The sequence below is a fragment of the Cupriavidus sp. CPT47-8839-RL05A genome, assembly GCF_058792255.1.
The window spans coordinates 1-17,399 of the sequence record NZ_JBYTEG010000005.1; the positions used below are offsets into that span (position 1 = coordinate 1).

Consider the following 17,399-nt stretch of genomic DNA (forward strand, 5'->3'; position numbering starts at 1 on the left):
ACGCGCGGGTCCCTGGACACTTCGGCATACGGGCCTTCGGCCAGGATCGCGCCACGCTGCAGCACGGTGATCTTGTCGGCGATCGACGAAACCACGCTCATGTTGTGTTCCACCATCAGGATGGTGCGGCCCGCCGAGACCTTCCTGATCAGCTGCGTGACGCGGTCCACGTCTTCGTGGCCCATGCCCTGCGTGGGCTCGTCGAGCAGCATCAGCTCGGGCTCCATCGCCAGCGTGGTGGCGATCTCCAGCGCGCGCTTGCGGCCGTATGGCAGGTTCACCGTCAGCGTCTGCGCGAACTCGGTCAGGCCGACCTGTTCGAGCAGTTCCATGGCGCGGTCATTGAGCACGTCCAGCGAGCGCTCGCTGCGCCAGAACTGGTACGCCGTGCCGAGCTGGCGCTGCAGCCCGATGCGCACGTTCTCCATCACCGTCAGGTGCGGGAATACCGCCGAGATCTGGAACGAACGGATCACGCCGCGCCGCGCGATCTGCGCGGGCTTTTCACGGGTGATGTCGATGCCGTTGAAAAGGATTGTGCCGGTAGTCGGCTCCAGGAATTTGGTGAGCAGGTTGAAGCAAGTCGTCTTGCCCGCGCCGTTGGGCCCGATCAACGCATGGATCGACCCGCGGCGCACCTGCAGGTTGACGTCGCTCACCGCGGTAAAGCCGCGGAAGGCCTTGCCGAGGTTGCGGGTCTCTAGTATCAGGTCTTGGTGCATGGCCTTGACTCCGTGGCGCTGCCTTGTCGGTTGGGATGGCGCGGCATGCTCAGCCCGCCACGGGCAGCGCAGCGACCGCGTACGCGTGGCGCAGCGTGCGCCCCAGCACCGGATCTTCCAGCTCGATTTCGAAGCGCTCGGCCGGGCGGATGCCGCCGATCGCGGGCAGCGTGCCGCACAGCATCGCCGAGCCTTCGCCAAAGTCGCCGCCATGGCCGCTGAAGCGCTGCAGCAGGTCCGCCGGGGAGCGCATGGCGGTCACCGGGCCTTCCTGGTACAGCACGCGCTCGCCGTCGATGGTGGCGTAGGAGCGCAGCACCAGCTGGTCCCAGTGGCCTTCCACCTCAGAAAGGAGCCACAAGGCCGACGCACAGGGCTTCTCGCACATCTGCTTGGACACGGTGATGCCGTAGGTCTCGGCTTCGCGGTCGGTATGGTCCGAGGCAATGCCCACCAGGATGTCATCGCCGTCCCGGACCAGCAGGAACTCGGCTTCGCCGCTGCTGGCCTCGCCGCTGACCTGGATCTCCGGGGCCGGCCCCAGGCGTTGCGCAGCCACGCGATAGAACACCGGGGTATAGGGCGGGCGCTTCACGCCCAGTTCTTCCAGTTCCCGGATGTGGGCTTCCATGGCTTCGACGTCGCGGCCGGTCCAGCCCGCCACGATGAGCTGGTGGATGGTGACGGTGCGTTGCGACTTGCCCTGGCGGCTGACGAGTTCAAAGGTGAGGGTCTTCATGATCGGTTGCCTCTCTGCAATGGGGTGGAGCGCCGGCTGGAATGCCGGCCTCGGTGAGGGATATGGGCTTACTTCCTGACCAGCGGGCAGGTGCTTGCGCTGAGCGGGCGGAACGCTTCGCTCGCGGGAATCACGCTCTTGATCTTGTAGTAGTCCCACGGCCGCTTCGACTCCTGCGGCCGCTTTACTTCGACCAGGTACATGTCGTGCACCATCAGGCCATCGGCGCGGATCGTGCCGTTCTTCGCGAAGAAGTCATTGACCGGGGTCTCGCGCATGCGCGCCAGCACGGCATCGCTGTCATCGGTGCGCGCGGCCTGGATCGCCTTCAGGTAGTGCGTGGTCGACGAATACACACCGGCATGCACCAGGGTCGGCATGCGTCCGGTCTTGTCGAAGAAGCGTTGCGACCACGCGCGCGTGGCGTCGTCGCGATCCCAGTAGAACGATGTGGTCAGCGTCATGCCCTGCGCGGCTTGCAGCCCCAGGCTGTGGATATCGCTGATAAACATGTGCAGCCCGGCCAGCTTCTGCCTGCCCGCGGTGTTGATGCCGAAATCCGCGGCGGTCTTGATCGCATTGACCGTGTCGGCGCCAGCGTTGGCCAAACCGATCACCTTCGCACCCGAGGACTGTCCCTGCAGCAGGTAGGACGACAGGTCGGCGGAGTTGATCGGATGCCTGGCCTTGCCCTTCAGGGTACCGCCGACACTGGACAGCGCCTCGGTGCCGTCCTTCTCCAGCGACGCGCCCAGGGCGTAGTCGACCGTCAGGAAGTACCAGCTGTTGTCGCCGCGCCGGGCCAGCGCCTTGACCGTGTTGGCGGCAAAGGCGTAGGTGTCGTACGAGTACTGGATGGTGTAGGGCGAGCAGTCTTCATTGCTCAGGCGCGTGGTGCCGGCACCGCTGGCGATGACGATCTTGTGCTTGAGCTTGCCCAGGTTGGACACGGCCAGCGCGACCGAGGACGGCAGGGCGTCCTGGATCACGTCGACCTTCTGGTTGTCGAACCAGCCGCGCGCCAGCGTGGCGGCGACGTCGGTCTTGTTCTGGTGGTCGGCGCTGACCACCTGGATGGGGGCGCCCAGCACCTTGCCGCCGAAATCGTCCACGGCCATCTGCGCGGCCACCACGGAGCCCTTGCCGCCGATATCGGAAAAGATCGACGACATGTCGGTCAGCACACCGATCTTGACCACGCCGTCGCTGATGGGGGCCGGGTCGGCTGCAGAAGCAGTCGCCGCAAACAGGATGGCGCAGGCCAGTACGGCGGCGCCGGTACGGATATCAGGCATTGTTGTCTCCACTGTAGTTATGGGTACTTCTGTACTGCTGCGGGGGCTCAGCCCCGCTCGTGCCGCAATGCCGCCTCGATGCCCATGCCGATGGCCAGCAGCCTGCGGTCGGACAGGTGGCGCCCGAACAGCATCAGGCCCACCGGCGCGTCGCCCAGGCGATGGCATGGGACCGACAGCGCGCACAGGTCGAGCATGTTGGCGATGGCCGGGTTGCGCAGCAGCAGCCGGTTGGTGCTGAAGAAGGCTTCGTCGTCGTCCAGGTCCGCGATGCGCGGCGCCACGACCGGCACGGTGGGCAGGACCACGGCATCGAATCCCGCCAGCTCGGCATCGGCCTGCCGGCACAGCTCGCCCCGGCGCTGCAGCATGCGCAGGTAGTCGGCGGCACGCTGCCCGTCAGCCAGCCGGATGCGCGACAGCACGCGCGGGTCATAGCGATCGGCCTGCTCAGCCAGCAGGCTGCCGTGCCAGGCACTGGCTTCCGCGGCGACCAGGCCGCCGTTCGCGCCGATGCCGGCCAGCTGGTCCCAGCTTTCGAAGCTCACGTCCTGCAGCAGCGCGCCCGCCGCGGAGAGCCGGCGCAGCGTGCGGCTGAAGACCTCGGCCACCTCGTCCGACATGCCTTCCAGTACCAGGCCGGTGGGCACCGCCAGGCGCAGCCCTGCCAGCGGCGCCGGCCCCGCGGGCGGCGCCTCGCCCGCCATCACGGCATCAACGGCGGCGCAGCACGCCACGGTGTTGGCCAGGCAGCCCACCGAGTCACAGCTGGGCGACAACGGCACCGTGCCCTGCAGCGGCACGCGCCGCGCCGTGGGCTTGAAGCCGGCGATGCCGCACAACGCGGCCGGGATCCGGCACGAGCCGCCGGTGTCGGAGCCGATCGCGGCCAGGGCCATGCCGTCGGTCACCGACACCGCGGCCCCCGACGACGAGCCACCGGGAATGCGACCCGTCTGCCGGTCGTAGGGATTGCGTGGCGTGCCGTAGTGCGGATTGATGCCGACGCCCGAGTAGGCGAACTCGGTCATATTGGTACGCCCGACAAACACCGCCCCCGCCGCACGCAAGCGCGCGATGACCGGCGCGTCGGCACTGGCCGCACGCTCCGGCAGCACACGTGCGCCGGCGCGGGTCACGTCGCCCTGCACGTCGAACAGGTCCTTGACCGACACCGGCACGCCCGCCAGCGGGCCGGCCACGCCCTGCTCGCGCAGCATGTCGCTGGCCTGGGCCTGCTTGCGCGCCGCCATGCTCACGCCATGCGGGAATACGCGCGCGCCCTCGCCGCCTGGATTGCAGATACGTTCGACGCATGACGCCAGCAGGGACAGCGCGTTGGCACTGCCCGCGGCAAGCTGGCGCTGCGCGGTTGCGATGGTCGCTTCCATGATCAGGCCGGGTCGTAGTAGTGGATCTCCAGCAGCATGCAGCCGCCGTCGGACTTGAACGGGCCGTGGAAGGCGCCGGGCGGGCGGCAGGCGTAGGTGTTGGGGACGAAGGCTTCGCCGCCCTTGCCATTGGCGTCGTTGCCGACGGTCAGGTCGCCGCTGAGCAGATAGACCTCTTCCCAGTACTCATGCACGAAGGGCGAGGTGGTGAACACGCCGGGCTGGAAGCGCAGCAGGCGCGTACGGCTGCCGCTGCGGCCGTTCTCGTCCAGCGAGCCGGCCAGGATCTTCTGCTGGATGCCCGACGGATAGCCGTGGGGGACCTCCCAGCCGGACTCCAGGTCCAGGGTGTGGAACTCGTCGTGAAGTTTGGTGATTGCCATGTCGATCTCCGTGTTCGATGCGGGAATTGGGAAAGGTGCGGAACGTCAGGCGGCCTGCGGCAGCTTGGCCAGTTCGCTTTCAAGGGAATAGCTGCCGAGCATGTTGTCGACCAGGCCGGATGCGTTCTGCCAGTCGTAGGTGCGATAGGCATGCCCCTTGGTGACAAAGGTGGCGCCGGCATAGAACATCTCGTACTGGTTGTGGCGCGACGCAAACTCGGAGCCGACCGCGTCCCAGGCGAGCTTGAAGAACTTGACGCGCTCTTCCGGGCTGCACACCGGCGACTTCTGCGTCTTGGCGATGATCCCGGCGAGCGACGGATTGGCGAAATCCTCGATGCTCGACGGCAGCATGATCATGCCGCCGCCGGCCAGCTCGCGCAGCGTGGCCAGCACCTTGCCGTAGAGCTGCTGGGTCACCACCTGCGAGCCGTACAGCATGCTGCGGTCCGGCACGAAGTAGCCATGCTTGCCGACCTGGCCCTTGGCCTCCATGCCGTAGACCCAGGCCTCGACCATGCCTGCTTCGGCGGCGAGCTGGCCCAGCATTTCCCTGACCTGCGGGAAGCTGTTGGTGCCGTTGATCTCGGTGATGCGGTGCGCCAGGCCTACCAGGAAACGCAGCTTCACCATCAGCCGCACCTGGCACTGGTAGTTCTGGTAGACGTGCGCCGGCGTGGCGTGGAATTGCCTGGCGCACAAGCCCACGTCGCCCGCGACGAAGATGCGCTCCCACGGCACCTTGACGTCGTCGAAATAGAGCACCGCGTCGTTCTCGTCAAAGCGGCTGGCCAGCGGGTTGTCGAACACCGAGGTGGCATTGGCTTCATACGACTTGCGCGACATCACCTTCAGGCCCTTGGTGTTCATCGGCACTGCGAAGGACAGCGCATACATCTCGTCGCCCTCGCGCAGCGGCTGGATGCAGCTGCAGAAGACCTCATTGGCCATGATGCCGCTGGTCGCCAGCATCTTGGCGCCGCGCACGGTGATGCCCTCCGCGTCCTGGTCGACGATGCCCACCGCCAGGTACTTGTCTTCCTGCTCGTGCGCGGACTTGGACTGGTTGGCCTGCGGGTTGACGATCACATAGGTGAGGAACAGGTCGTTGTCGCGGGCATAGCGGTAGTAGTCGCGCAGCGCGCCGGCACGTGCCGGATCGGCCTGCTCGAAGACATCGATGCCCATGTACATGCCCGAGATGCAAGAAGCCACGTGGTCGGGCGAGCGGCCCATGAAGCCGTAGTGCAGTTCGGTCCAGGCTTCCAGCATCTGGCGGCGTTCGACCAGTTCGTTGTAGCTGGCCGGCAGCTCCCAGATCCGGCTGACGCGCCGGTCGGTGCCCGCCGGCTGGAAGGTCATCTTGTCGATATTGCCCGGCTGCGCCTGGAAGTCGTAGAGGTTGGCGTAGCTGCGGATCGAGTTGCGGAAGGCCGGGTGGCTGGTGACATCCGTCACCCGCTTGCCGTCCAGGTACACCTCGCGGCCATCGCGCAGCATGGCGATGTGCTGGTTACCGGTCTTGATCATGTCGTTCTCCTGTGCTGACTGTCTGTTCTTGTGGATTCAGGCGGCGGCCGGGCTGTCTTCCAGTGCCCGGTACTTGCCGCCAAAGAAGATGAGGGGCCGGCCGTCCTGGCGGGCCTGGTGACGGACCACCCGCCCGATAAAGATCACGTGGTCGCCGCCGTCGTGCATGGCATAGGGCTCGCACTCGAAGGTGGCCAGCGCGTCCGGCAGCAGCACGTGGCTGTCCTCGTTGCGCTTGCTGAAACCGATGCCTTCCCACTTGCCGGAATTGGCCCTGGCGAAGCGGTTCGAGATATCCTGCTGCGCCTCGGCCAGCACGTTGACGGCATAGCGCCGCGCGCTGCGCAGGTCGCCCAGGCTCAGGCAGCGGCGGTCCACCGAGAACAGCACCAGCGGCGGGTCCAGCGATACCGAGTTGAACGACGCCACCGTGATGCCGACCGGCAGCCCTTCTTCGCGCGGCGCGGTAATCACGGCAACGCCTGTTGCAAACATCGCCAACGCATTCCTGAAGCGGCGGTGCGCTTCTGCGTCCGCTTCGGCGTCCGCTTTGACGCCCTGACCAACAGATGACTCAGCCATCACGACTCCTACGCAAGTGTTCTCACCAAACCGGTTACTTTGTTTATTTACCTTTGTAATTTAGGTTTTATTGAATGCTAAAAAACAACACTATTCAAGTTGGTGGAAACCCTAGAATGCGGAGCCGGACAGCCCTCCGAGGCGACTCAATGAAGTTCGGAAACCCTTTCTGGACAAGGCTTTCCGGTTAGCGAACAGGTGGCGCCATGCAACCGGAATTGCAGCTGTCCGCGCGTCAAGCAACCCTACCGGCAGCATGGCGCTGCCGCGAACGGCCGCTACCCGGTGCTAGACTCGGCCCCACTTTCCTTGACCAGCGGGTACGCTTTGCCCACGGTCGTCCCCATCCGCCTCCAGGAATGAGCGCTATGCAATCCGAGCCGAAGACCCTTCCGATCTACATGGACTACAGCGCGACGACACCGGTCGACACCCAGGTCGTCGAGAAGATGGTTCCCTACCTGCACCAGCAGTTCGGCAACCCCGCATCGCGCAGCCATTACTACGGCTGGCAGGCGGAAGAGGCAGTCGAGGCCGCGCGCGCGCATGTGGCGGCGCTGCTGAATGCGGACCCGCGCGAGATCATCTGGACCTCCGGCGCGACCGAGGGCAACAACCTGGCGATCAAGGGCGCGGCGCATTTCTATCGCGGCAAGGGCAACCACATCATCACCGTCAAAACCGAGCACAAGGCCGTGCTCGATACCTGCCGCGAGCTGGAACGGCAGGGCTTTGAGGTGACCTATCTCGACGTCGGCACCGACGGCCTGGTCGACCTTGACGCGCTGCGAGCGGCCATGCGGCCGGACACCATCCTGGTTTCGGTGATGATGGTCAACAATGAGATCGGCGTGATCCAGCCAGTCGCGCAGATCGGCGAGCTATGCCGCGCGGCGGGGGTGGTGTTCCATTGCGATGCGGTGCAGGCCGCCGGCAAGATCGCCATCGACCTGGATACCCTGAAGATCGACCTGCTCACCGTGACGGCGCACAAGGTCTATGGCCCGAAAGGCATCGGCGCGCTCTACGTGCGGCGCAAGCCGCGCATCCGCATCGAGGCGCAGATCCACGGCGGCGGGCATGAGCGCGGCATGCGCTCAGGCACCCTGCCAACGCACCAGATCGTGGGCATGGGCGAGGCCTTCAGGCTGGCAAAGCTCGAACTTGCGGAGGAAGCGCGCCGCGTGGGCGCGTTGCGCGACCGGTTGCTGGCGGGGCTGTCGCGGCTGGACGAGGTCTACGTCAACGGCAGCCTGGCGCACCGTATCCCGCACAACCTGAACATCAGCTTCAACTATGTCGAAGGCGAGTCCCTGATCATGGGCATCAAGGACGTGGCGGTGTCGTCAGGCTCGGCCTGCACCTCGGCTTCACTGGAGCCCTCGTTCGTGCTGCGGGCGCTGGGCCGCAGCGACGAGCTGGCACATAGCTCGATCCGCTTTGCGCTTGGGCGATACACCACCGAGGCAGAGGTGGACGAGGTCATCCGGCAGGTCAGCGAGACCGTTACCCGCCTGCGTGAACTGAGCCCGCTATGGGAGATGCACCAGCAGGGCATCGATGTCGGCACGGTGCAGTGGGCCGCGCACTAGCCCTTCTGCCGGCGCGCCTGCAGATGTTCGAGATCCAGCGCGGCGCGATCGCCGTTGGCGACCAGCCGGTCGACCACCGAGCACAGCACCTTGAATTCGGTGCGGGAAACGCCGTCGAACAATACGTCGTTGATCTGCTGCTGCACCGGCAGCAGTTCATTGAGCAGACGGGTCCCGGCGGCGGTGATGGTCAGACGCATCTTGCGCTTGTCTTCGGGATGGGCCTTCTTGTCGATCAGCCCCAGCTTCTTGAGCTTGCCGGTCTCGATGGTGATGAACGGGCCGCTCAGGTGCAGATGGTCGGCGAGCTGGTTGACCGTCACCTCGCCTTGCTGCGACAGGTGCAGGATCGAGCGGATCAGCGAATACTGGACCCCCGTCAGGCCGATCAGGCTGCCAAAGCCGTCGCGCACGGACAGCAGGCGCGCGGCAAACGGCAGCAGGCCATTCACCAGGTGCCGGAATTCACGGTCCGAGCCGTCGACCAGGCACGCCGGATGCGTAACGGTCAGGTTCTTGTTTGCAGAAGTCGTTGCCATCGGCGGAATGTCCACTTAGCTTTTGATGCAAGCTTTGTGCCAAATTCTATCAAACTCCCCGCAACACCCGCCCCTCCCTTAATCCAAACGCCTGAGTCCAGCATGAACACAATCCCGCTCGCCACCGCCAAAGCCCGGCTGGCCCAATACGTCGAGGCCAAAGACAACAATCGTCCGGCGCTGATCCACGAAGCCTTCGCTCCGGATGCGTCGCTGACCTTCTCGATCGATACCGACTCCATCAGCTTCCCGCCCAAGGCCGAAGGCGCGGATGCCATTGCCGCGACGCTGGTCAGCGAGTTTGCGAAGACGTTCGACCGCTGCCGGACCTACTACCTCGGCGACGTTGCGGCGGCGCTGGACGGCAACGCCATGACGATCCCCTGGCTGGTGGTGATGCGGGAAACCGCGGCCAGCGCCTTGCGCGTCGGCAAGGGCTATTACCGCTGGGGCTTTGCCGCCGGCGATGACGGCACGTACCGTATCGCCAGCCTGCATATCCATATCGAACGGATGGACACGATCGCCGATCCCGGCGCGGTCACGTTGGCGGCCTTGCAGGCGGCACTGCCCTATCCCTGGCTGCCGGCGCCGGTGCTTGCTGCCAGCATCCAAGCGCAAGCCAGCGCGCAACCCGCGCTGGGGTTCCTGAATGTGTTCGCGCAAGCGGCCCGCATGCCTTGACGGGCGCGGGTCATCTGGCCGGCAATTGCTGCGCGACCAGCGCCACCCAATACGCCGCGCCCAGCGGCAGGATCCTGTCATTGAAGTCGTAGTAGGGATTATGCAGCGGCGGGTCCTCCGCGCTTTCACCCGCGCCGATGCCGATATAGGCGCCGGGGCGCTTTTCCAGCATGAAGGCGAAGTCCTCCGATCCCATTGCCGGCTTGATATCGGTCTTCACGTTGTCGGCGCCCACCAGTTGGGCGGCGGCGGCAATGGCAGCGTCGGTCTCGGCGGGGGTGTTGACCACGCCGGGGTAGCCGGGGCGGTAGTCAATCGCGATCCGCGCGCCGTGGGTCGTGCCCACGCCCTCGCAGATCTGCCGCATCGCGGTTTGCATGCGGTCGCGCACCGCGGGGTTCAGCGTGCGGATGGTGCCGCGCAGCACCACCGACTCAGGCAGCACGTTCCAGGTATCGCCGCCGTGGATCTGCGTGATGCTGACCACGACCGCATCGGTGGGATCGGTGCGGCGGCTGGCAATGGTCTGCAGCGCGGTGACCAGGTGCGCGGACACGACCACGGAATCGATGCCGTGGTGCGGCTGGGCGCCATGTGCGCCCTTGCCGGTGATGACGATCTCGAAGTTGTCGAGGAACGCGGTCATGGTGCCGGCGCGGATGGCGAACTTGCCGCGCGGCAACTGGGGGAAGTTGTGCATGCCATAGACGGCATCGGCCGGGAACTGGTCGAACAGGCCCTCTTCCACCATCACGCGGCCGCCGCCTTCATTCTCCTCGGCGGGCTGGAACACGAAATGCACCGTGCCGCGGAAGGCATCGCGGTGGCGCGACAGGTGCGCGGCCGCGCCCAGCAGCATGGCGGTATGGCCGTCGTGGCCGCACGCGTGCATCTTGCCCGCGCAGGTGGAAGCGTGGGCGGCCTTGCCCAGCTCCTGCATGTTCAGCGCATCCAGGTCCGCGCGCAGCGCGATGCTGGGGCCGTCGCCGTTGCGCAGGGTGCCGACCACGCCCGTCGTCGCCAGCCCCCGCTGCACCTCAATCTCCATCAGGCCCAGCGCCTGCGCCACGATGCCGGCAGTGCGGTGTTCTTCGAATGCGGTTTCCGGAACAGCGTGGATGTCGCGGCGCCAGGCCAGCATGTCCTGGCGGATGTCGTCGGCAATGTCGGGGTCGCGGTACATGGGTAATCCCTGCTACGGGTGGGGTTCAGTGGAAGAACTCGGCAATCAGCGTGGCGCCGAGGAAGGTACCGGCCGTGGCCGTCAGCGAAACCACCACGATGCGCCAGCCGAGCAACCGGAACACCGGCAGGTCCTTGGCCACCGAGAAGCCCGCCAGCGCCAGCACCGGCGTGGTGAAGGTCATGAAATTGAGTTTTTCCGTCATGGCGATGACGGCGTCGGAGAACGGGAACATCCCCGGCACGCCGATCAGCGTGACCACCACCGACATCGTCAGCAGCAGCGGCACGCGCGGGAACACGCGCTTGAGCAGGTCGCAGGCCGCCACGATGGCAATGGCCACCAGGATGCCCTTGAGCGATACCGACAGCGGCACGTTGTATGACAACTTGTTGCCGATCAGCACGCCGGCGCCGACCACGAACCAGCCCAGCGCGGCATCCCGCGCCGAGGTGCCATGCGCCAGCGCGCCATCGAGCTTGACGTCCTGCACCTCGCGCATGGCGTCACGGCGCGAGAAGCGGCCCAGTACCGGCTCCAGCTTGCCGTACAGCCATGAGCACAGCGGCAGCGACAGGAACAGCGTGAAATAGAAGCCGGCCACCGAGGTCAGCAGGTTCGACGCCGCGGCAATCGCCATGATCTCGGAAGCCTGCCCGGGGTGCTGCGCGACGATGGCGCCGACGGCCGCCGCCATCAGGCTGCCCGAGCCCACGCCGGCACCCATGGCCAGCGAACGCGGATCGAAGATGCCCAGGCTGCTGACAAACCCCGACAGCACCGCGATGAAGAGCGCGCCCAGCACGGTGCCGGTGATGTACTCGGCCAGCACGCCGCGGCCTTCCGGCGACGCCATGCCGTATTTCTCGCCGATGATGACGATATTGCCCTCGCGCCCAACCGAGAAGGTCGCGCCGACGGCCTCGCGCTTGATGCCGAGCAGCAAGGCCAGCGGCAGGCCCAGCGCCAGCGTCCCGAGCGCGTGCCCGAACTCCTGGAACAGCAGCGCCCAGCCCGCGTCCTTGAGCTGCGGCAGCGCGCCGCCCACGGTCAGGCCGAGCTTCACCACGAACAGCAGCAGCCCGGCATTGAGCAGCCCGGTGGCAAGCGATTGCAGCGGCGCGTCGATGCGCACCGCGCGCGGCACGTTCCGGGCCGCGATGCCCCACGCCGCGGCCATCAGCAGCGCCCACAGCATCGGCATCAGCACGACCTTGCCGGGTCCCAGCTTGAACTGCACCGCGCCAATGGTTTCGGCAATCGCCACCACGGCCAGCGTGACAACGGCCAGTCGTACCTTGCCACTGCCGGTGACGGCGGCAATCGGGGAAGCGGACGCAAGCGCCGGCTGGGCAATGGGGTTGGTCATCGGGTGTCTCCGCGGGAAGGCTGCTTATGTCGCACAAACGTGCTCTCTTCGGCATTCCGGTTCGATCTTGACCGCTTACCGAGAAGGATCAGGCTAGTATTCCGGCGCCTGAGCGTTTCATCAATGATCGTGATATGGGAAACTTGTTGCATTCAATGCAACGCTCAAGCGGAGTGACACGTGCTTTCGATGGACGACAAACTGGACACGCGGCGCGTGCGCTACTTCATGCAGGTGCTCGACAGCGGCTCGGTCCGCGGCGCCGCCGAAGTCCTCGACATGGACCCCTCAGCCGTCAGCCGGGCCATCGCCGTGCTGGAGAAAGACTGCGGCACGCGCCTGCTGGAGCGGCATGGCCGCGGCGTGGTTGCCACCGAGGCGGGCGATCTGCTGGCCGCCTATGTCCGCAACCAGAACAACCAGAAGCAGCAGTTGCTGGCCGAACTCGACAGCATCCAGAAGGTGGCGCGCGGCCATATCGACATCGTGGCGGGCGAAGGTTTCGTGGAATGGCTGATGCGCCATAGCCTGCGCACCTTCATGTTGGCCCACCCGGGCATCACGGTGGACCTGTCGGTGGGCAGCACCGACGAGATCGTGCAGCGCATTGTCGATGGCAGCGCCCATATCGGACTGGTGTTCCAGCCGCCCAGGGACGCGCGGCTGCGCTGCCACCACGCCCATCCGATGCCGATCCAGACCCAGGTGCTGGCCTCGCACCCGCTGGCGCAGCTGGGCCGGCCGCTGGACCTGCAGGACCTGCTGCCCTACCCCGGCGCCACCCTGCACCGGACCTTCGGCGTGCGCCAGCACATCGAGGCCGCAGAGATCAGCGAGGGCGTGCGCCTGCAGTCGCTGCTGACCACCTCGTCATTCAATGCGCTGGGGCATTTCGCGGCGGCGGGGCTTGGCTATGTCCTGTGTACGCGCCTGGCCTTGTGGAACCAGCTTAACGAGGCGCCCGTGGTGTCGCTGCCAATGAAAAACCCCCTGCTTTACCAGGGGGAAATCCAGACCGTGTCGCGCCAGGGCCGGGTGTTGTCGCCGCCGGCGGCACGGCTGTTGCGGCAGATCGTGGGGGATTTCTCGGCGCTGATGACTGGGGAGTAGGCCCTACTCCGCCGTTGCGCCGGAGGCCTTCACCGCCTTGCCCCACTGGTCGCGCTCGCTGCGCATGAAGGCATCGAAGGCTGCCGGACCCAGCACGCCTGGCCGGCCGCCCAGTTGCTGCAGCCGCTGGCCAAACTCCTTGCGCGCCAGGATGGCGGCTACCGACCGGTGGACCGCATCGATCACCGGCTGCGGCGTACCGGCGCGCGCCACCAGCCCGAACCACCCGGTGACCACGAAGTCGTCCACGCCTGCCTGCGCCATGGTCGGCACCTGCGGCAGCCCGGGCACGCGCTCCGTGCCCGTCACCGCCAGGGCCCTGACGGTGCCCGCGCGCAGCTGACCCTCCGCCGACGGCAGGTTGTCGAACATGAACGCCACCTCTCCAGACATCACCGCCGCCAGGCCCAGGTTGGCGCCCTTGTACGGCACGTGCAGCGCGTCGATGCCGGTGCGTAGCTTGAACAGTTCGCCCGACAGGTGCGTGGTCTGGCCGATGCCGGATGAGCTGAAGGTGAGGCGCCCCGGCTGCGCCGATGCCAGCCGCTTCAGGTCCGCGACGTTGCGCACCGGCGAGTCGGCCTTGACCACCAGCACATTGGGAAACACCAGCACGTCGGCAATGCCGGCCATGTCGGCGGGCGTGTACGGCAGCTTGGGGTACAGGCTGTAGTTGATGGCATTGACGCCGGTATTGCCCATCATCAGCGTGTAGCCGTCCGCCGGTGCCCGCATCAGCGCCTGGGCGCCGACAATGCCACCGCCGCCGGGCCGGTTCTCGACCAGCACCGGCTGGCCCCAGCTGCCGGCCAGTTCCTTGGCCAGCAGCCGCGCGGTGATGTCGCCGCTGCCGCCAGGCGGGCCTGGCACGATCAGCGTGACCGGACGGTCGGGGTAGCCGGCGGCATGCGCCACGCCGCTGCAGAGCATCGCCAGCAAGGCGATGCCTGCCATGCGAAGCCAGGCAAGGCGGGCAGCGTTCCGATACAGGTTTGCATTCATCACGATCTCCTTGGGCGGCCTTGCGCCCGGTCAGCGACGCACCAGCGGACAGCCCGATTCCGCCAGCGGCTTGAAGGCCTTGTCGCCCGGAATGGTGGCCAGCAGCTTGTAGTAGTCCCACGGGTATTTCGATTCGGACGGGCGCTTCACCTCGAACAGGTACATGTCGTGCACCATCAGCCCATCGTCTCGGATGCGGCCGTTCTTCGCGTAGAAGTCCGCCACGGGCAGCTCGCGCATCTTGCGCATCACCGCGGGCGCCTCGGTCGAACCGGCGGCCTGCACGGCCCTCAGGTAGTGCAGCACGGACGAATAGACGGCCGCCTGGCTCATGTTCGGCATGGCCCTGACTTTGTCGAAATAGCGCCGCGAGAAGGCCCGCGTCTCCGCGTTCATATCCCAGTAGAACGCTTCGGACAGGACCATGCCCTGTGCGGTCTGCAGGCCGATGGCATGGACGTCGTTGATATACATCAGCAGGCTGGCCAGCCGCTGCTTGCCGCCGGCACGGATACCGAACTCGCGCGCCGACTTGATGACGTTGACCAGGTCGCCGCCAAAGCTGGCCAGGCCGATCACGCCGGCATCGCTGCCTTGCGCCCGCACCACCGCGGACGAAAAGTCGGACGCGCCCAGCGGGTGGCGTACCTCGCCGGCCACGCTGGCGCCCTCCTGCTCCAGCGCGGCCCGGGCCGCATTGACGATGTCATGGCCGCCGGCGTAGTCGGCCGTGATGAAGTACCAGCGCTTGCCGCCCTGCCTGGCCACGGTACGCGCGACCGAGTTGGCCAGCGCATAGGAGTCGTAGGCGTAATGCACGGCAGTGGCCGAGCACAGGTCGCCGGTCAGCCGGTCCGATGCCGGACCGCTGAGCACCAGCACCTTGCCTTTCTCGCGGGCGACGTTGAGCACGGCCAGCGCCGTCGACGAGCCCGTCACGTCATGGATGGCGTCGACCTTGCGCACGTCGAACCATTCGCGCGCCTTGCTGGCGGCAATGTCGGCGCGGCCCTGGTGGTCGGCCACCACCAGTTCCACGTCGCGCCCCAGCACCTTGCCGCCGAAGTCGGCAATGGCAAGCTGGGCTGCCGTGGCGGTGCCTTTGCCGGAGATGTCGGCGTAGACGCCGCTCATGTCCAGGATCAGGCCGATCTTGACGGACTCGGCGGCGCGCGCGGGCTGCGCCGCCAGGCCCAGCGCGGACCATACCGTCACGCATACACATGCCGCGGCAAATCGGCGCGCGCGTGCCAGGCCCTGCCATTGAAGTTGCATAGCTGTCTCCTCGCCGTACGATGCGGCGTTGTCGGGTCTTGCGATGGGGTGGGAGCGTCTTGCGTCGCTGGTGCGGACGGCTACCCGGCCATCAGTCCGGTGTCGCGGATCATTGCGGTCCAGCGCTCGCGCTCGGACTGCAGGAACCTGGCATAGCCGGCAATGGTGCCGCCGGTGGGCGTGACCCCCAGCGCCACCATGCGCTCGCGCATCGCGGGCGCGCCGATGGCCGCTGCCGCCGCCGTGTGCAGGCGCTCGGCAACCGGCGCCGGCGTCCCGGCCGGCACGAACAGGCCGTTCCAGATCGGCACGGCATAACCGGGAAAGCCCAGTTCCGCCACGGTCGGCACGTCCGGCATGCTGGCCGTGCGCTCGGCGCTGATGGTGGCAAGCACGCGCACGCGGCCGTCCTGCACCAGCGGGCGCGTGAATGGCACGGTCATCACGGCCACGTCGATGCGGCCTTCCAGCAGGTCGGCCAGCGCCGGGCTTTCGCCCTTGTACGGCACGTGCACCATCGATACGCCGGCACGCTTGCTCAGGTATTCGAGTGCGACATGCAGCGGACCAAGCATGCCGGTGGACATGTAGGAAACCGCCCGCGGCCGCTTGCGCGCCGCCGCGAGCAGATCGTCGAGCGAGCGGTACGGGCTGCCGGCTGCGACCGTCAGCACATAGTCGACATTGCAGAGGTAGGCCACCGGCATCAGGTCCCGCACCGGGTCATACGGCAGCGACGGCTGCGTGTAGGCCAGCACGATGTTGGTGCCCACGCCCCCGAGCAGCACGCTATAGCCGTCAGCCGGGCTCTTGGCCACGGCCGTGGCCCCGATGGCGCCCGCCGCTCCAACGCGGTTGTCCACCACCATCGGCTGGGCCAGCGAGGACTCCATGGCGCGGCCCAGCAGCCGGCCCAGCGTGTCGGTGGCGCCGCCGGGGGCGAACGGAACGACCAGGCGCACCGGCCGGTTCGGATAGGCGCCGGCACCGGTCGTAGCCAGCGCCGACGTGGCCGGCCAGCCCAGCGGCGCCAGCAGGCCGGCGGACAGGCCGCGCAGCACGCTGCGCCGCCGCGCTGACACACCGCGCTCCCGCGCGCTCCCCTTGCCGCTCGCGGCGCCCACATCATGATCGCCACCCGTCTCGGTGCCGCCTTGGCCGCGGCCCTCTGCATCCAGCACTTTCATGTCGTGTCTCCTCTCTTTGCGTGGCCCGCGCACGGTTCGGTGCCGGCGTCGGGAAATCACTGGCGCCCGGCCCGGCTCAGACCCGGACCGCGCTGACCGTAAGGCCGCCGTCGATATGCAGCGTCTGCCCCGTCATGAACCCGGAACGCTCGTCCAGCAGGAAGGCGATCGCATGCGCGATCTCTTCCGGCGCGCCCACGCGCTGAACCGGCACCGCCGCCATCAGCGCCCGGGTCTTGGGGTCGTCCGGCGGGCTGGCCGTGCGGAACAGCTCGGTGGCGATCGGCCCGGGGGCGATCACGTTCACCGTGATGCCGGACGCCGCCAGCTCCAGCGCCCAGGTGCGGCTCATGCCGATCACCGCGGCCTTGCTGGCGCTGTACGCGGTGCGGTTCACCTTGCCCAGTGCCGCGCGCGACGACAGGTTGACGATGCGCCCGGCGCCCTGCGCGCGCATGCCCGGCAGCAGCGCCTGGGCGCACACCAGCGCCGCATTGACATTGACGCGCATCGCGTCGTCCATGTCGGCGAGCGAGGCGTCGTCCAGCGAGGTGGTCGGCGCCATCGCCGCATTGTTGACCAGCGCATAGAACGGTTCCTGCGCGGCCAGCCGCGACACCAGCGCCCGCGTCTGCGCCAGGTCGTTCAGGTCGCAGCAATGAAAGGCCGGGTCGTCAGCCAGGTCTGCCGGCCGGGTCCGTGCCAGGCCAATGGCCTCATATCCATCCTCGCGCAGGCGCGCCAGCGTGGCGCGCCCGATACCCTTGCTCGCGCCGGTGACCAGCACGCGTCGTCTCGTAGCCATCGATACTCCTT

General features: G+C 67.1%; 17 protein-coding genes. 3 read left to right on the forward strand and 14 right to left on the reverse strand.

Annotated elements, in window-relative coordinates; translation table 11 throughout:
• From AC3WVS_RS06870 to AC3WVS_RS06900, 7 genes are all read right to left on the reverse strand, one after another.
• The coding region (locus AC3WVS_RS06870; RefSeq protein ID WP_492317951.1) for an ABC transporter ATP-binding protein at nucleotides 1-722 on the reverse strand (722 nt) is incomplete at its 3' end.
• A 49-nt stretch (nucleotides 723-771) separates the two neighbouring features.
• Nucleotides 772-1,461 (reverse strand): DUF2848 domain-containing protein, encoded by a 690-nt coding sequence (locus tag AC3WVS_RS06875; protein ID WP_492317952.1) that lies wholly within the window; start codon nucleotides 1,459-1,461, stop codon nucleotides 772-774.
• A gap of 68 nt (nucleotides 1,462-1,529) precedes the next feature.
• Nucleotides 1,530-2,756 (reverse strand): ABC transporter substrate-binding protein, encoded by a 1,227-nt coding sequence (locus tag AC3WVS_RS06880; RefSeq protein ID WP_492317953.1) that lies wholly within the window; start codon nucleotides 2,754-2,756, stop codon nucleotides 1,530-1,532.
• Between the two features lie 47 nt (nucleotides 2,757-2,803).
• Entirely contained in the window at nucleotides 2,804-4,147 is a 1,344-nt protein-coding gene (locus AC3WVS_RS06885; protein ID WP_492317954.1) for an amidase, read from the reverse strand.
• Nucleotides 4,148-4,149: 2 nt separating this feature from the next.
• Nucleotides 4,150-4,530 carry a cupin domain-containing protein gene (locus AC3WVS_RS06890; RefSeq protein WP_492317955.1) on the reverse strand — a complete coding sequence of 127 codons (381 nt, stop codon included), beginning with the start codon at nucleotides 4,528-4,530 and terminating at the stop codon, nucleotides 4,150-4,152.
• A 45-nt stretch (nucleotides 4,531-4,575) separates the two neighbouring features.
• Nucleotides 4,576-6,060 (reverse strand): 4-hydroxyphenylacetate 3-hydroxylase family protein, encoded by a 1,485-nt coding sequence (locus AC3WVS_RS06895; RefSeq protein WP_010812511.1) that lies wholly within the window; start codon nucleotides 6,058-6,060, stop codon nucleotides 4,576-4,578.
• Nucleotides 6,061-6,096: 36 nt separating this feature from the next.
• Nucleotides 6,097-6,642 (reverse strand): flavin reductase family protein, encoded by a 546-nt coding sequence (locus AC3WVS_RS06900; protein ID WP_013952145.1) that lies wholly within the window; start codon nucleotides 6,640-6,642, stop codon nucleotides 6,097-6,099.
• 368 nt (nucleotides 6,643-7,010) lie between these two features.
• Here AC3WVS_RS06900 and AC3WVS_RS06905 point away from each other — a divergent pair, with 368 nt between their 5' ends.
• A complete protein-coding gene (locus AC3WVS_RS06905; protein WP_492317956.1) occupies nucleotides 7,011-8,234 on the forward strand; it encodes an IscS subfamily cysteine desulfurase in 1,224 nt (407 codons plus the stop codon).
• Here the strand turns inward: AC3WVS_RS06905 and AC3WVS_RS06910 are convergent.
• On the reverse strand, nucleotides 8,231-8,773 hold the full coding sequence (locus AC3WVS_RS06910; RefSeq protein ID WP_492317957.1) for a MarR family winged helix-turn-helix transcriptional regulator: 543 nt from the start codon (nucleotides 8,771-8,773) through the stop codon (nucleotides 8,231-8,233). The two genes, AC3WVS_RS06905 and AC3WVS_RS06910, sit on opposite strands and share 4 nt — an antisense overlap.
• A gap of 102 nt (nucleotides 8,774-8,875) precedes the next feature.
• On the opposite strand from AC3WVS_RS06910, the gene AC3WVS_RS06915 reads away from it, so the two are divergent.
• Nucleotides 8,876-9,457, forward strand: coding sequence for a hypothetical protein (locus AC3WVS_RS06915; protein ID WP_492317958.1), 582 nt, complete (start codon nucleotides 8,876-8,878; stop codon nucleotides 9,455-9,457).
• Between the two features lie 10 nt (nucleotides 9,458-9,467).
• On the opposite strand, the gene AC3WVS_RS06920 is transcribed toward AC3WVS_RS06915, so the two are convergent.
• Nucleotides 9,468-10,640, reverse strand: coding sequence for a M20 aminoacylase family protein (locus AC3WVS_RS06920; RefSeq protein ID WP_492317959.1), 1,173 nt, complete (start codon nucleotides 10,638-10,640; stop codon nucleotides 9,468-9,470).
• Between the two features lie 25 nt (nucleotides 10,641-10,665).
• Nucleotides 10,666-12,009 carry a DUF3100 domain-containing protein gene (locus AC3WVS_RS06925; RefSeq protein WP_492317960.1) on the reverse strand — a complete coding sequence of 448 codons (1,344 nt, stop codon included), beginning with the start codon at nucleotides 12,007-12,009 and terminating at the stop codon, nucleotides 10,666-10,668.
• Between the two features lie 189 nt (nucleotides 12,010-12,198).
• On the opposite strand from AC3WVS_RS06925, the gene AC3WVS_RS06930 reads away from it, so the two are divergent.
• Nucleotides 12,199-13,119 carry a LysR family transcriptional regulator gene (locus AC3WVS_RS06930; protein ID WP_492317961.1) on the forward strand — a complete coding sequence of 307 codons (921 nt, stop codon included), beginning with the start codon at nucleotides 12,199-12,201 and terminating at the stop codon, nucleotides 13,117-13,119.
• Between the two features lie 3 nt (nucleotides 13,120-13,122).
• Here AC3WVS_RS06930 and AC3WVS_RS06935 read toward each other — a convergent pair whose 3' ends face one another.
• From AC3WVS_RS06935 to AC3WVS_RS06950, 4 genes are all read right to left on the reverse strand, one after another.
• On the reverse strand, nucleotides 13,123-14,121 hold the full coding sequence (locus AC3WVS_RS06935; RefSeq protein WP_492317962.1) for a Bug family tripartite tricarboxylate transporter substrate binding protein: 999 nt from the start codon (nucleotides 14,119-14,121) through the stop codon (nucleotides 13,123-13,125).
• 30 nt (nucleotides 14,122-14,151) lie between these two features.
• Nucleotides 14,152-15,396 (reverse strand): ABC transporter substrate-binding protein, encoded by a 1,245-nt coding sequence (locus AC3WVS_RS06940; RefSeq protein ID WP_492317963.1) that lies wholly within the window; start codon nucleotides 15,394-15,396, stop codon nucleotides 14,152-14,154.
• Between the two features lie 80 nt (nucleotides 15,397-15,476).
• Nucleotides 15,477-16,583 (reverse strand): Bug family tripartite tricarboxylate transporter substrate binding protein, encoded by a 1,107-nt coding sequence (locus tag AC3WVS_RS06945; RefSeq protein WP_492317964.1) that lies wholly within the window; start codon nucleotides 16,581-16,583, stop codon nucleotides 15,477-15,479.
• Nucleotides 16,584-16,659: 76 nt separating this feature from the next.
• Nucleotides 16,660-17,388 carry an SDR family oxidoreductase gene (locus tag AC3WVS_RS06950; protein WP_492317965.1) on the reverse strand — a complete coding sequence of 243 codons (729 nt, stop codon included), beginning with the start codon at nucleotides 17,386-17,388 and terminating at the stop codon, nucleotides 16,660-16,662.
• Nucleotides 17,389-17,399 lie beyond the last annotated feature (11 nt).